This is a genomic window from Pseudomonas grandcourensis, assembly GCF_039909015.1.
GTDB classification, from domain to species: Bacteria; Pseudomonadota; Gammaproteobacteria; order Pseudomonadales; family Pseudomonadaceae; genus Aquipseudomonas; species Aquipseudomonas grandcourensis.
Genome location: NZ_CP150919.1, coordinates 1,428,509 through 1,442,204, shown reverse-complemented (window position 1 = coordinate 1,442,204; position 13,696 = coordinate 1,428,509). Strand labels below are relative to the sequence as shown.

The 13,696-nt window shown below is 59.0% G+C and carries 12 protein-coding genes; 9 read left to right on the top strand and 3 right to left on the bottom strand.

Going from position 1 to position 13,696, the window contains the following annotated elements:
- The first annotated feature begins 29 nt into the window (after positions 1 to 29).
- Positions 30 to 2,225: a hypothetical protein gene (locus AABM52_RS06325; protein WP_347910956.1), complete on the top strand. Its 2,196-nt coding sequence runs from the start codon at positions 30 to 32 to the stop codon at positions 2,223 to 2,225.
- 294 nt (positions 2,226 to 2,519) lie between these two features.
- Here AABM52_RS06325 and AABM52_RS06320 read toward each other — a convergent pair whose 3' ends face one another.
- Positions 2,520 to 2,825: a DUF2288 domain-containing protein gene (locus AABM52_RS06320; protein WP_108227850.1), complete on the bottom strand. Its 306-nt coding sequence runs from the start codon at positions 2,823 to 2,825 to the stop codon at positions 2,520 to 2,522.
- 350 nt (positions 2,826 to 3,175) lie between these two features.
- On the opposite strand from AABM52_RS06320, the gene AABM52_RS06315 reads away from it, so the two are divergent.
- From AABM52_RS06315 to AABM52_RS06295, 5 genes are all read left to right on the top strand, one after another.
- On the top strand, positions 3,176 to 4,303 hold the full coding sequence (locus tag AABM52_RS06315; protein ID WP_347910955.1) for a branched-chain amino acid ABC transporter substrate-binding protein: 1,128 nt from the start codon (positions 3,176 to 3,178) through the stop codon (positions 4,301 to 4,303).
- A 233-nt stretch (positions 4,304 to 4,536) separates the two neighbouring features.
- Positions 4,537 to 5,460: a high-affinity branched-chain amino acid ABC transporter permease LivH gene (livH, locus tag AABM52_RS06310; protein ID WP_008052916.1), complete on the top strand. Its 924-nt coding sequence runs from the start codon at positions 4,537 to 4,539 to the stop codon at positions 5,458 to 5,460.
- Positions 5,457 to 6,713: a high-affinity branched-chain amino acid ABC transporter permease LivM gene (locus AABM52_RS06305; RefSeq protein ID WP_347910954.1), complete on the top strand. Its 1,257-nt coding sequence runs from the start codon at positions 5,457 to 5,459 to the stop codon at positions 6,711 to 6,713. Before livH ends, AABM52_RS06305 begins: the two co-directional genes overlap by 4 nt.
- Complete coding sequence (gene livG, locus AABM52_RS06300) at positions 6,710 to 7,477, top strand: high-affinity branched-chain amino acid ABC transporter ATP-binding protein LivG (protein WP_347910953.1); 768 nt, start codon at positions 6,710 to 6,712, stop codon at positions 7,475 to 7,477. Before AABM52_RS06305 ends, livG begins: the two co-directional genes overlap by 4 nt.
- Positions 7,478 to 8,179, top strand: coding sequence for an ABC transporter ATP-binding protein (locus AABM52_RS06295; protein ID WP_095945384.1), 702 nt, complete (start codon positions 7,478 to 7,480; stop codon positions 8,177 to 8,179). It abuts the gene before it with no gap.
- 187 nt (positions 8,180 to 8,366) lie between these two features.
- Here AABM52_RS06295 and AABM52_RS06290 read toward each other — a convergent pair whose 3' ends face one another.
- Positions 8,367 to 9,275, bottom strand: a complete 909-nt coding sequence (locus AABM52_RS06290; protein ID WP_046041267.1) for a LysR family transcriptional regulator — start codon at positions 9,273 to 9,275, stop codon at positions 8,367 to 8,369.
- Between the two features lie 107 nt (positions 9,276 to 9,382).
- On the opposite strand from AABM52_RS06290, the gene AABM52_RS06285 reads away from it, so the two are divergent.
- On the top strand, positions 9,383 to 9,982 hold the full coding sequence (locus AABM52_RS06285; RefSeq protein ID WP_347910952.1) for a short chain dehydrogenase: 600 nt from the start codon (positions 9,383 to 9,385) through the stop codon (positions 9,980 to 9,982).
- 21 nt (positions 9,983 to 10,003) lie between these two features.
- Here AABM52_RS06285 and AABM52_RS06280 read toward each other — a convergent pair whose 3' ends face one another.
- The gene (locus AABM52_RS06280; RefSeq protein ID WP_347910951.1) at positions 10,004 to 11,104 is read right to left on the bottom strand and encodes an acyltransferase; all 1,101 of its coding nucleotides are present in this window, start codon (positions 11,102 to 11,104) and stop codon (positions 10,004 to 10,006) included.
- Positions 11,105 to 11,238: 134 nt separating this feature from the next.
- On the opposite strand from AABM52_RS06280, the gene AABM52_RS06275 reads away from it, so the two are divergent.
- Both AABM52_RS06275 and AABM52_RS06270 read left to right on the top strand, forming a co-directional pair.
- Positions 11,239 to 11,907, top strand: coding sequence for a hypothetical protein (locus AABM52_RS06275; protein ID WP_347910950.1), 669 nt, complete (start codon positions 11,239 to 11,241; stop codon positions 11,905 to 11,907).
- A 95-nt stretch (positions 11,908 to 12,002) separates the two neighbouring features.
- Positions 12,003 to 13,616 (top strand): NAD(P)/FAD-dependent oxidoreductase, encoded by a 1,614-nt coding sequence (locus AABM52_RS06270; protein ID WP_347910949.1) that lies wholly within the window; start codon positions 12,003 to 12,005, stop codon positions 13,614 to 13,616.
- Positions 13,617 to 13,696: the final 80 nt, after the last annotated feature.

The following is a 13,696-nucleotide window of genomic DNA, read 5'->3' as shown; positions in this document are numbered from 1 at the left end:
AACCAATCAGCCCAGGTAGATGGCGAACAATGACTTCTAAAAACAACCCGGCCACTGCGGTAACCGATCTGACGCTGAGCCCTGCGGCCAACAGCCCGTCATCACCGAAGCCATTGATTCAATCGCGCCCGTTGGCGACCCAGCAATACCTCTACTTCACCGAAACCAACACCGACCGCATCCTCGACAACCTCGACGGCCTGCGCGACATGGTGTTCCCGCGCGCACCGCACCTGGAAGGCGACAGCGAACAGCACAGCGATCAGGAGTTCCCGTCGGTGTGCCTCATCGGCCTGGGCCGTTGCGGCTCGAACATTGCGCTGGACGTGGCGGAGCTGGTGTACAACGCCCGCAAGTTCTACCTCAACGAATTCAACAACGAAGATCGCCTGTCGCCGGACAAGCGCTTTGCCGAAAAGGGCTACAGCCCGGCTCAGTGGATCCGCAACAACCTGCGCCTGGGCCACAACAAAAACACCAAGCCGGTGTTTCTGGTCGAGCCGCTGGTGATGCTCGGCGACCTGGACAAGGACATCGCCGGACGCATCCGCTTCTCGCGCAAGGGCGAAAAAAGCGGCTTCCTGCGCGACTACAGCAAGATGAAAATCATGGACCTGTCGGAAGTCCACGCCGGTGGCGCCGGTAACGCGCCGATCCTCGGCCAGTACCTGGCCAAGATCATCCTGAACAAGGACACCCAGCGTTTTTCCAGCCCTGACTGGAAAATGATTCACTCGTACCTGATCGACAGCTGCGGCATCAAGGCCAACCAGTCGCGCCTGTATTTCTCGATCTTCAGTGCCGGCGGCGGTACCGGTTCGGGCATGGCCTCGGAGTTCGGCCTGGCCCAGCAGCACTCGTACATGAACAAGACGTTCGACACCAAACCGATGGACGAACACGACAGCAAGAGCGGCCACTCCTTCGTCTTCGAACCGATCTTCACCAGTGGCATCTGTGTACTGCCGAACATTTCCGATCACCGCAGTGAAATGTCCGAAGCCCTGCACATCAATGCCGGCCGCCTGCTGTGCAAATACCTGTCGGAAGAGTGGGACTTTTCCTACAACTTCGCCAACGAAGACAGCAGCGAAGCCAGTGTCATGGGCCGCATCCGCCCGTGGAACGCGATGATGCTGATCTCCAACGACATCATGCGTTACGCCGAAGAGAACGATGACGGCAATATCCAGAACATTGATGTCAATGCCATGGAAAAGCATGCCAACCAGTACATCTCGCAGCAGATCTTCAACATTCTGACGGCGCAGGCGGTTACGACTGACTACGACCAGAACTATTTCCGTCGCGCCGGCATCGACATCGGCGAAACCATCCGCCTGGACGCCAACGACCTGTTCATGAGCCTGGCCGGCCCGGTGGCGATTGCCTACGCCGAGTCCGTGGTGCCGGAAACCCCGCCGCCGAGCAGCGACAAATTCAAGGTGTTCGAGAAAGAGCCGCAGCGCCTGAACATCGACGATCTGTTCTTCCGTTCGATCGACCTGCCACACTTCAACAAGGTCACCCAGGCCATCGAAGGCATCAGCCTGTTGCCGATCGAGTCCAAGCGCTATCGCGCGTCACTGGAGCAGTACAAGAACTCGGGTTACGACGCCGCGGCCCTGCATGACCTGCACTTCTTCAAGAATTGCTCGTCGGTGGTGTCGATCGTTTCCTTGCCGAAGGACTACAAGCTGTCCTACATGGATTTGAACCGGTTGAAGACTCATCTCAACAGCCTGTTCCCCAACACCACGCTCAAGCGCTACGCGCTGGTGATCGGTGCTTCGGCCAACCTGTCGCTGACCACCCTGATCGCCAAGAGCCCGTGCCTGTCGGACGATTTCCTGACGCTGATCGTGGCCTTCATCAAGCGCTGCTTCGCGAAAAACCCGTACCGCTTCGACGAGACCCTGGACAACTCGATCCTGGACTTCATCATCAACGAACAGTTCGATGAAGACCGCATCGACGACCTGCTCAACGAGTTCGAGAACCCGGCGAAGATCCTCGATACCAACTGGTACGCGATCAAGCCGATGTACGAGAAGAAGTACCGCGAGCTGATCAACGACAAGGACAAGTTCGTCTCGATCAACGACATCCGCCTGTCCCGGGATTGCGTGAAGAAATCGATCAAGTACCTGCGCGAGATCTACCGTCACCGCATCGGCAAGACCAAGGTTATTTCGTTGAATAACCATACGGGCAAGACGGCTTAACAAGACGCAAAACCGCGTCGCCCCCATCGCGAGCAAGCTCGCTCCCACAGGAATCGCATTCTTTCAGAGAGAACGCGGTCAACTGTGAGCGAGGTAGCTCGCGATGACGGCCTTGAACCCACTGCATATCAACATCCAGAAACAATTGAGCGGACGTTCAGTTGCCCTCTCAACTGTTCCCGTTACGTTTACGTCACCGTGAGGCTGTGGCCTTTCTCTACGGCAACATGCCATCACGCTACTCGGCTACACACTTTTCCCTCTGAAAGAAGCGCACCAATCAGGTGCAACCCTTTAAGCCTGCGCCCTTTCCTGGATCAGAATCCACGGCGAAACAACCACGGCCCACAGCTGCGGATCACGCTCAAAAAGATCCAGCGCCCGCGTTTCAGACAGCTTGGCGAGCTTGTCGGCGGCCAGCCAGGCAGCCACTTTCTCCCCTTCATCCTGGGCCACGGCCTCGGCGGCGGCGATCAGATCCAGGCCAGGATCGACCCACAATAGGGCACCCTTGGCGAAGAACGGCTCCAGCTCTTTCCAGGTAATAGATGCGGTTTCACCAAGCAGCTTGGCATAGAGGGTGCTAGGTTCTTGATTCATGGGACTGTCCGGAATAGAAATCGACGTAGATGATAACGTCGGTGGTCTGGCAGAAAAACCCGGATGCAATTGAGTGACCGAAATGAAAAGCGCAGGAAAGCCAGGGAATGCACTGAATAAGGCTATAAGCCCCTCAACACCCCGCCGCAATTCTGTCTTTTACTTTCAATAAAGCGACACCTGCAGGTTTTGTCCCCCGGCGCTGCCTTCCCAGGCTGACAATCGGCGCTCTACACTGTACCGGTACAGTTGCCGAGGGACTTTTCCGGGGAATGTCGCAGATATCTGACCCGGTTCTGCTGCTTTCGGCGCCAGGACTATAAAAACTACAACAGTAAGAGTGGAGCACTATGACTAAGGCTACTAAGCAGATTTCCAAACTGTTTGCCGCTATGGTTCTGGCCGGGGTTGCCAGCCATTCGTTCGCAGCTGACACCATCAAGATCGGCATCGCCGGCCCTAAAACCGGCCCTGTAGCCCAATACGGCGACATGCAGTTCAGTGGCGCCAAAATGGCCATCGAGCAAATCAACGCCAAGGGCGGCGTAGACGGCAAGAAACTCGAAGCCGTTGAATACGATGACGCCTGTGATCCGAAACAAGCTGTGGCAGTCGCGAACAAGGTCGTCAACGACGGCGTCAAGTTCGTAGTCGGTCACCTGTGCTCCAGCTCCACTCAACCGGCTTCGGACATCTACGAAGACGAAGGCGTGATCATGATCACCCCGGCTGCCACCAGCCCGGACATCACCGCCCGTGGTTACAAAATGGTGTTCCGCACCATCGGTCTGGACAGTGCCCAGGGCCCTGCCGCCGGTAACTACATTGCCGATTTCGTAAAACCGAAGATCGTTGCTGTTCTGCATGACAAGCAGCAATACGGTGAAGGCATCGCCACCGCCGTGAAGAAAACCCTGGAAGGCAAAGGCGTGAAAGTCGCCGTGTTCGAAGGCGTCAACGCCGGCGACAAAGACTTCTCGTCGATGATCTCCAAGCTCAAGCAAGCCAACGTCGACTTCGTCTACTACGGCGGCTACCACCCGGAGCTGGGCCTGATCCTGCGTCAATCCCAGGAAAAAGGCCTGAAAGCCAAATTCATGGGTCCGGAAGGCGTGGGTAACGACTCCATTTCGCAGATCGCCAAGGACGCTTCCGAAGGCCTGCTGGTGACCCTGCCGAAGTCCTTCGACCAGGATCCGGCCAACATTGCCCTGGCTGATGCGTTCAAAGCCAAGAAAGAAGACCCGAGCGGTCCGTTCGTCTTCCCGGCCTACTCGGCTGTGGAAGTGATCGCCGAAGGCATCAAGGCTGCCAAGTCCGAAGACTCCGCCAAAGTGGCTGAAGCCATCCACAAAGGCACCTTCAAGACCCCTACCGGCGACCTGAGCTTCGACGAGAAAGGCGACCTGAAAGACTTCAAATTCGTGGTTTACGAGTGGCACTTCGGCAAACCAAAAACTGAAGCCAAGCCTCAGTAAGGCATTGCCTGACTGACTGCCAACAAAGCCCACGGCGTGCCGTGGGCTTTGTTTTACGAACGTATTTGGGCCGCGCTGGCGTGATCCGCCAGTCTCCCCACCTGAAAATCTCAAAACCGTCATCAGCGGTTCGCTGGCAAACCCCGGATTCGAAGTGGATGCAGATCCACGGGGCCCGGGCGGGAAAATGACTCCACCAGTGAAATGCGTATCAGGTTTTTAGGAGCGCTGTAATGCCTGACATCTATCACTTCTTCCAACAGCTGGTTAATGGCCTGACCATTGGCAGCACGTATGCCCTGATCGCCATCGGCTATACGATGGTTTACGGCATCATTGGAATGATCAACTTCGCCCACGGCGAGGTGTACATGATCGGCTCCTACGTGGCGTTCATCGCCATTGCCGGGCTGGCCATGCTGGGACTCGACAGCGTGCCGCTGTTGATGACCGCCGCTTTTCTCGCAACCATCGTTGTAACCAGTGCCTACGGCTACAGCATCGAACGGATCGCCTACCGCCCGTTGCGCGGCAGCAACCGTCTGATCCCGCTGATCTCCGCCATCGGCATGTCGATCTTCCTGCAGAACACGGTTCTGCTGGCGCAAGACTCCAAGGACAAATCCATCCCCAACCTGATTCCGGGCAACTTTGCCTTTGGACCAGGTGGCGCACATGAAGTGCTGATTTCCTACATGCAAATCGTGGTGTTCGTGGTGACTCTCGTCGCCATGCTCGGCCTGACCCTGTTCATCTCCCGCTCTCGCCTGGGTCGCGCCTGCCGCGCCTGCGCCGAAGACATCAAGATGGCCAACCTGCTGGGTATCAACACCAACAACATCATCGCCCTGACCTTCGTCATCGGTGCCGCACTGGCAGCCATCGCCGCCGTGCTCCTGAGCATGCAGTACGGTGTGATCAACCCGAACGCCGGTTTCCTCGTCGGCCTCAAGGCCTTCACCGCAGCGGTACTGGGCGGTATCGGCAGCATCCCCGGCGCCATGCTCGGCGGGATCGTGCTTGGGGTAGCGGAAGCCTTTGGTGCCGACATCTTCGGCGACCAGTACAAGGACGTCGTGGCATTCGGTCTATTGGTTCTGGTGTTGTTGTTCCGGCCAACCGGCCTGCTGGGCCGTCCGGAGGTTGAGAAGGTATGACTAGGAATCTTAAACAGGCGCTGTTCAGCGCTTTGCTGGTGTGGGCCGTGGCCTACCCGGTACTCGGTCTGAAGCTGACCATCGTCGGCATCAACCTCGAAGTTCATGGCACCAGCGACACCACCCTGATCACCATCGCGGTGTGCTCGGTACTGATGTTCCTGCGTGTGCTGTTCGACCAGCAGATCAGCTCGGCCTGGCGCTCTTCGCCGAGCATGCCGATGATCCCGGCCAAGGCCAGCAACTTCCTGACCCTGCCGACCACTCAACGCTGGATCATCATCGCGTTGATCGCCGGAGCCCTGGTCTGGCCGTTCTTCGGCTCTCGCGGTGCGGTGGATATCGCCACGCTGGTGCTGATCTACGTGATGCTCGGCCTCGGTCTGAACATCGTGGTTGGCCTGGCCGGTCTGCTCGACCTGGGTTACGTCGGTTTCTATGCCGTCGGCGCCTACAGTTATGCGCTGCTGTCGCATTACTATGGCCTGAGCTTCTGGATCTGCCTGCCGATTGCCGGCCTGATGGCGGCCACCTTCGGCTTCCTGCTCGGCTTCCCGGTGCTGCGCTTGCGTGGTGACTACCTGGCGATCGTGACCCTGGGCTTCGGTGAAATCATTCGTCTGTTCCTGCGTAACCTGACCGGTCTCACTGGCGGTCCGAACGGCATCAGCAACATCGAGAAACCGTCGTTCTTCGGCCTGACCTTCGAACGTAAAGCGGCTGAAGGCATGCAAACGTTCCACGAGTACTTCGGCCTGGAATACAACTCGATCAACAAGGTGATCTTCCTCTACCTGGTTGCGTTGTTCCTCGCGCTGTTCGCCCTGTTCGTCATCAACCGCTTGCTGCGCATGCCTCTGGGCCGTGCCTGGGAAGCTCTGCGTGAAGACGAAATCGCTTGCCGTGCACTGGGTCTGAACCCGACGATCATCAAGCTGTCAGCCTTCACCCTCGGTGCCTGCTTCGCCGGTTTCGCCGGCAGCTTCTTCGCTGCGCGTCAGGGCCTGGTGACACCGGAGTCCTTCACTTTCATCGAGTCGGCGACCATCCTCGCCATCGTGGTGCTGGGCGGCATGGGCTCGCAACTGGGTGTTGTACTCGCCGCCACGGTGATGATCCTGTTGCCGGAAATGATGCGTGAGTTCAGTGAGTACCGCATGTTGATGTTCGGCGCCTTGATGGTGCTGATGATGATCTGGCGCCCTCAGGGTCTGCTGCCCATGCAACGTCCTCACATGGAGCTGCGCAAATGAGCCGCGAGATCCTCAAAGTAGAAAATTTGAGCATGCGCTTCGGCGGCTTGCTGGCGGTCAACGGCGTGGCCTTGAGCGTGAAAGAGAAACAAGTGGTTGCGTTGATCGGCCCCAACGGCGCCGGCAAGACCACCGTGTTCAACTGCCTGACCGGCTTCTACAAGCCGAGCGGCGGCAGCATCCTGTTGGACGGCGAGGCGATCGAAGGCCTGCCCGGCCACAAGATCGCCCTCAAGGGCGTGGTGCGTACCTTCCAGAACGTGCGGTTGTTCAAGGACATGACGGCGGTCGAGAACCTCTTGATCGCCCAGCACCGTCACCTGAACACCAACTTCCTGGCCGGCCTGTTCAAGACCCCGGCGTTCCGCAAAAGCGAACGCGAGGCCATGGAATACGCCGAGTACTGGCTGGAAAAGGTTCACCTCAAGGAGTTCGCCAACCGCCCGGCCGGCACCCTGGCCTATGGTCAGCAACGTCGCCTGGAAATCGCTCGCTGCATGATGACCCGTCCGCGGATCCTCATGCTCGACGAACCGGCCGCCGGCCTGAACCCGAAGGAAACCGAGGACCTCAAGGCGCTGATCAGCATGCTGCGTGAAGAGCACAACGTCACCGTGCTGTTGATCGAACACGACATGAAACTGGTCATGAGCATCTCCGACCACATCGTCGTGATCAACCAGGGCACGCCTCTGGCCAACGGCACGCCGGAACAGATCCGCGACAATCCTGAAGTGATCAAAGCCTACCTGGGGGAAGCGTAAATGCTGCAGTTCGAAAACGTTTCCACCTTCTACGGCAAGATCCAGGCCCTGCACAGCGTCAACGTCGAAGTCCGCCAGGGCGAGATCGTGACCCTGATCGGCGCCAACGGTGCCGGCAAGTCCACGCTGCTGATGACGCTTTGCGGTTCGCCGCGCGCCCACAGCGGCAGCATCCGCTACATGGGTGAGGAACTGGTTGGCCAGGAATCCTCGCAGATCATGCGCAAGAGCATTGCCGTGGTGCCGGAAGGTCGTCGGGTGTTTTCCCGCCTGACCGTGGAAGAAAACCTGTCCATGGGCGGTTTTTTCACCGCCAAGGGCGACTATCAGGAACAGATGGACAAGGTTCTCGGACTTTTCCCTCGCCTGAAAGAACGCTTCGCCCAGCGTGGCGGCACCATGTCCGGCGGCGAACAGCAAATGCTTGCCATCGGCCGTGCGCTGATGAGCAAGCCCAAGCTGTTGCTGCTCGACGAGCCTTCCCTGGGCCTGGCACCGATCATCATCCAGCAGATCTTCGACATCATCGAACAGCTGCGCAAGGACGGTGTGACGGTGTTCCTGGTCGAGCAGAACGCCAACCAGGCGCTGAAGATCGCTGACCGTGCCTACGTTCTGGAGAACGGCCGGGTGGTGATGCAAGGCACCGGTGAAGCATTGCTGACCGACCCGAAAGTGCGCGAAGCGTACCTCGGTGGTTAAGCCATTGCGGTAAACAAAAAAACGGCCTTTGCGGGCCGTTTTTTTATGCCCTCCACAATCTCGCCAACAACACAGAGCCCTGTAGGAGTGAGCCTGCTCGCGATGGCGGTGGGTCAGGTAACATCTCTTTTGAAGGTGAAATTGCTATCGCGAGCAGGCTCACTCCTACAGAGGTTCGAGTGATGATTTAGAGCCGATCCAGCACCTCTCCACTGCGCTTGAACCACCCAATCAAATAATCCGCCAGCACCTGCGTGCGCTTGGGCAAACCGCCCTGATACGGATGCACCAGGTACATCGGCATGCTGCGGGTCTGATAATCGCGCAGGAGCCATCGCAAACGCCCGTCGGCCAGCTCTGTTGGCAAACAGTAGGACGGCAGGCGCGCAATACCGGCGCCGACCAGTGCGGCTTTCTTCAACAGGTTGTAGTGGTTGCTGGCGAACGGCCCCGACACCCGCACCCGCAGTAACTCGTGCTGCTGGTGATACAGCCATTCTTCACGGCCGCTGTAATGGCTGTTGAGCAGGCAGCGATGTTCGGCCAGAGCCTGGGGCGTTTGCGGTTCACCGTATTGCTCCAGGTAAGCCGGGCTGGCACAGGTCAGCTCTTGCCACGCCAGCAGCGGACGCGCCACCAGTCGCTGGTCAATGGCCACGTCGGAGCGAATCGCCAGGTCGAAACCGTCGCGAGACAGTTCGCGGTAGCTGTTGTTGAGCTCCAGCTCGATCTGTACCTGGGGATACTTGGCGGAGAACTCCAGCAACAGGCCATCGAAGAAGGTTTCCCCGAGCGACACCGGTACCGTCATCCGCACCGGGCCGGCCATGTCGTCCTTCAGACGCGCCAGGGCCTGGCGCGCCCGCTCGACTTGCACCACCAGCGCCTGGGCCTGTGGCAACAACGCAGCACCGGCCGCGGTCAGACTTAAGCGGCGGGTGGTACGTTGCAACAACACTACGGAAAACTGCGCTTCCAACTGGCTGATGCGCTTGGACAGCTGGCCTTTGCTGCAACCGAGCTGCTGCGCCGCCAAGGTAAAACTCCCCGCTTCGATCAACACCGCGAACGCGGCGAGGTCATCCATCTCGCTCATGGATTGTTTCCATTTGAAAACCAAAGGTTGCCTATTAGTGCGCTTATCCGGAGAAAAAACCACCCTAAACTGATACCTCGTTCAACCCACTACGAGGATCAGCTTTCATGAAAATTCTTTTGATCGGCGCAAACGGCACTATCGGTTCTGCAGTCGACAAGGAACTGTCGCAACGCCACGAAATCATCCGTATCGGTCGTACCAGCGGCGACTTTCAGGTGGACATCAGTGACAGCGCCTCGATTCGCAAACTGTTCGAGCAGACCGGCAAATTCGATGCACTGGTGTGTGCCGCTGGCAACGTGACCTTCGCACCGCTCAACGAGATGACCGAAGAGAGCTTTGCCCTGGGCCTGAAAGACAAGCTCATGGGCCAGGTCAATTTGCTGCTGATTGGCCGCGAGTTCGCCAATGACGGCGCTTCGTTCACGCTCACCACCGGCGTACTGAGCCACGATCCGATCCGTAGCGGCGTTTCGGCCTCGCTGGTCAACGGTGCACTGGACAGTTTTGTCCGCGCCGCCGCCATCGAACTGCCACGCGGTCTGCGGGTGAATTCCATCAGCCCGACTGTCCTCGTCGAAGCCATGGGCAGCTATGCCCCGTACTTCCGCGGCTACAAGCCGGTTCCTGCGGTAGATGTGGCCTTGGCCTACGCCAAAAGCGTGGAAGGCCTGCAAACAGGTCAGACCTTTCACGTCGGCTGACCGTCCTTTCTGACAGACGCGTTACTGGCGAGCGATCACGCCGCTCGCCAGGCGCTCGCGCCCGAACTGTCGCAGCCACTGTTGCATCGGCCGTTCGAACCATTGATGACAGATCAGGCTGGCAGCGATCAGAACCGAAAAAAACAGCAGCAACGTCCAGGGTTGATAAAAGACGCTACGCCCCGGGAAGAATTTATCCGCCAGCAGCGCGGCGATAATTTGCAGCGGGAAGTGCAGCAAATAGGACGCGTAGCTGATATCACCCAGCCACGCCAAACGCCGGGCGATCGGTTCCAGCAACTGATGACTCGCCGCAATGGTCATGATCGTCAGCGGAAACAACAACGCAAACTTGATCAACGGCTGATCAGCGCCAAACAGCCACCACCCCGCTACGCAACCTGTCGTCAAACAAATTCCCACCCAACGTGCGGGCGCCCGTTGCAGCAGCCACGCCAGCCACACATAACCAACGCCACCGCAGAAAAAACTGAACACGCCAAGGGTGATTTTGTACTGTGCAGGAAAGATCCAGGCCGCCACGGCGATCAACAAAAAGCTGATCAGCGTTGGAAAAGGTGAATAGCGCCACAGCAAGAAGAACGCCATGTAGAGCAGCACTTCAACAGAGATCGACCAGGCCGGGCCGTTGAAAGACCAGCCTTGTTCCAATCCCCACGCCGGGGCGAGAAAGATGTTCAACACGCCGTGATGGAGATCATTGAACGGATAAACAAAAGCGTTTCCCGTGAACCGCGTGTAGACCAGTTGTAGCAGCGCAACACCGGCGAAGGTTGCCAGATGCAGCGGATAGATACGGCTGAAGCGCTCGTTAAAAAATTGTTTTGCGGTCAGGTCTCCCCGTGCCACGGCATGACCGAACAACCAGAAAAAGATGAACCCGGACAAGCTGAAGAACAGCGCAACCGCATCGCCGCCATGTTGATAAAACAATGAGAACAGGCTGAAGAAAGGTTGCTGTTCGGTTTGCAGCGGCCCCGGCGCTGCCCCTTGAAAAAAGAAGTGCTGCCAGTGCCAGAACACCACCGCCAACGCCGCGATACCGCGCAATGCATCCAATGCGTACAGCCGCTTGGGGAAAACAGACAAGTGTTGGTGCATGCCGAAGTGGGCCCGATCCTGGACAAGTGCGCCACTATGCTGCGACGTCCCCGGCAACTCAATCCCTGACACTCAAGCCTTGTGATCACAGGCTTGCCTGAGTAACGTGGCGGCACCTGTCAGGAGACCCCAAGATGCGTGTTGCCCGTTCCTTCGTCCTCGTTGCCCTGCTTCCGCTGTTCGCCGCTTGCCAGTTGTTCGACGGTGAACGGCAGAACGCCTCCCATGTCGGCCAGACACGCATGCAAGGCCAGTTGACCGCGGCGGACGGCAAACTGCTGTTCCAGCCGTGCAACCAGACCAACCGCTACGTGGTCAACGACACGGGCGGCACCAGCGTCCTGCAGCAGGCTGCAAACCTGGCGGACAAGCAGGGCAAGCTGTTTGCCGACGTGCGCGGGCGGGTTGTGGCCGGCAGCGGTGGTGACGGCCGGCTCGATCTGGAGCAGCTGTACCGCGTCGAGCGTTCGGGCACCGCGTGTGACGATCCGAATTTCAAGCTGCTGATCCTGCGCGCCGCCGGCCACACCCCGGAGTGGAGCGTGAAGGTCAGTGGCAAAGGCATGGTCCTGGACCGGGCCGGCCAGCCGCCGTTGGCCGTGCCTTACGTCGAGGAGCAACTGGGCGATGGCCGTTTCAACCTCAGCACCGAAGCCAACAACCAGCACATCGAACTGTGGGTTGCACCGCTACGTTGCGTCGACAGCAGCACCGGCAGCATCCAGCACATGAGCGCCGAACTGCGCATCGACGGTCAGGTACAGCGCGGCTGCGGGTATTTCGGCGGATCGCGCGACGACTGATCGTTTAAGCCTCACGGGCCTGCGCCTTTGAGGCTTATAATCGCGGGCTTCAAACGCCCTGGCGCAGTTGTGCGCCCCGCGAACCGGATCCCGCCATGTTACGAATCACCGAACTCAAGTTGCCGATCGACCATCCCGAAGAAGACCTGCGCCCTGCCATCGTGCAGCGCTTAGGGCTTGCCAGCGATGACCTGCTCGATTTCACCTTGTTCAAGCGCAGCTACGATGCGCGTAAAAAGTCCTCCGAACTGTGCTTCATCTACACCATCGACCTTGAAGTTCGCGACGAGGCGTCGGTACTGCACAAGTTTGCCGATGACCGTAACGTCAGTGTGGCGCCGGATGTCAGCTACAAAGCGGTAGGCCAGGCACCAGCCGACCTGAGCGCGCGGCCGATCGTCGTCGGCTTCGGCCCGTGCGGGATTTTCGCCGGGCTGCTGCTGGCGCAAATGGGCTTCAAGCCGATCATCCTCGAGCGCGGCACCGAAGTACGCCAGCGCACCAAGGACACCTGGGGCCTGTGGCGTAAAGGCGTGCTCAACCCGGAATCCAACGTGCAGTTCGGTGAAGGCGGCGCGGGGACATTCTCCGACGGCAAGCTCTATAGCCAGATCAAGGACCCGAAATTTCTCGGTCGCAAAGTCCTGCACGAATTCGTCAAGGCCGGTGCCCCGGAAGAAATCCTCTACGTCAGCAAGCCGCATATCGGTACGTTCCGTCTGACCGGTGTTGTGGAAAACATGCGTGAGCAGATTCGCGCCCTGGGCGGTGAAGTGCGCTTCCAGCAACGTGTCACTGACGTGTTGATCGAAGATGGCCAACTGGTCGGCGTCGAACTCAACGGCGGCGAGCAGATTCACTCGAAACACGTGATCCTGGCCCTCGGCCACAGCGCCCGCGACACCTTCCGCATGCTCCACGGCCGTGGCGTGTTCATGGAAGCCAAGCCGTTCTCGGTGGGTTTCCGCATCGAGCACCCGCAGTCGCTGATCGACCGTGCGCGCCTGGGCAAGTACGCCGGCCATCCGAAGCTCGGCGCCGCCGACTACAAACTGGTGCACCACGCCAAGAATGGCCGTTCGGTCTACAGCTTCTGCATGTGCCCGGGCGGCACCGTGGTGGCGGCGACTTCCGAGCCGAACCGCGTGGTCACCAACGGCATGAGCCAGTACTCGCGTAACGAGCGCAATGCCAACTCCGGGATCGTCGTCGGGATTACCCCGGAAGTCGATTATCCGGGCGGCCCGCTGGCCGGTATCGAGTTGCAGGAGCGCCTGGAGTCCCACGCATTCGTGCTGGGCGGCAGCAACTACGAAGCGCCGGCGCAACTGGTCGGCGATTTTATTGCGGGCAAACCGTCCACCGAACTGGGCAGCGTCGAGCCGTCCTACAAGCCGGGTGTCGCCCTGGGTGATCTGGCCCTGGCACTGCCGGCATTCGCCATCGAGGCAATCCGCGAAGCCTTGCCGGCATTCGAGAAGCAGATTCGTGGTTACTCGCTGCACGACGCGGTGTTGACCGGCATCGAGACCCGCACCTCCTCGCCGCTGCGCATTACCCGGAACGAGTCGTTGCAGAGCCTGAACGTGAAGGGCTTGTTCCCGGCCGGTGAAGGCGCCGGTTATGCGGGCGGGATTCTGTCGGCAGGTGTTGACGGGATCCGCATCGCCGAAGCAGTGGCTCGCGATATCCTCGGTATCGAAGCCTGATACAAATCCCCTGTAGGAGTGAGCCTGCTCGCGATTGCGCCAGATCAGTCAACATCACTGTTGAATGCTGATCCGCCATC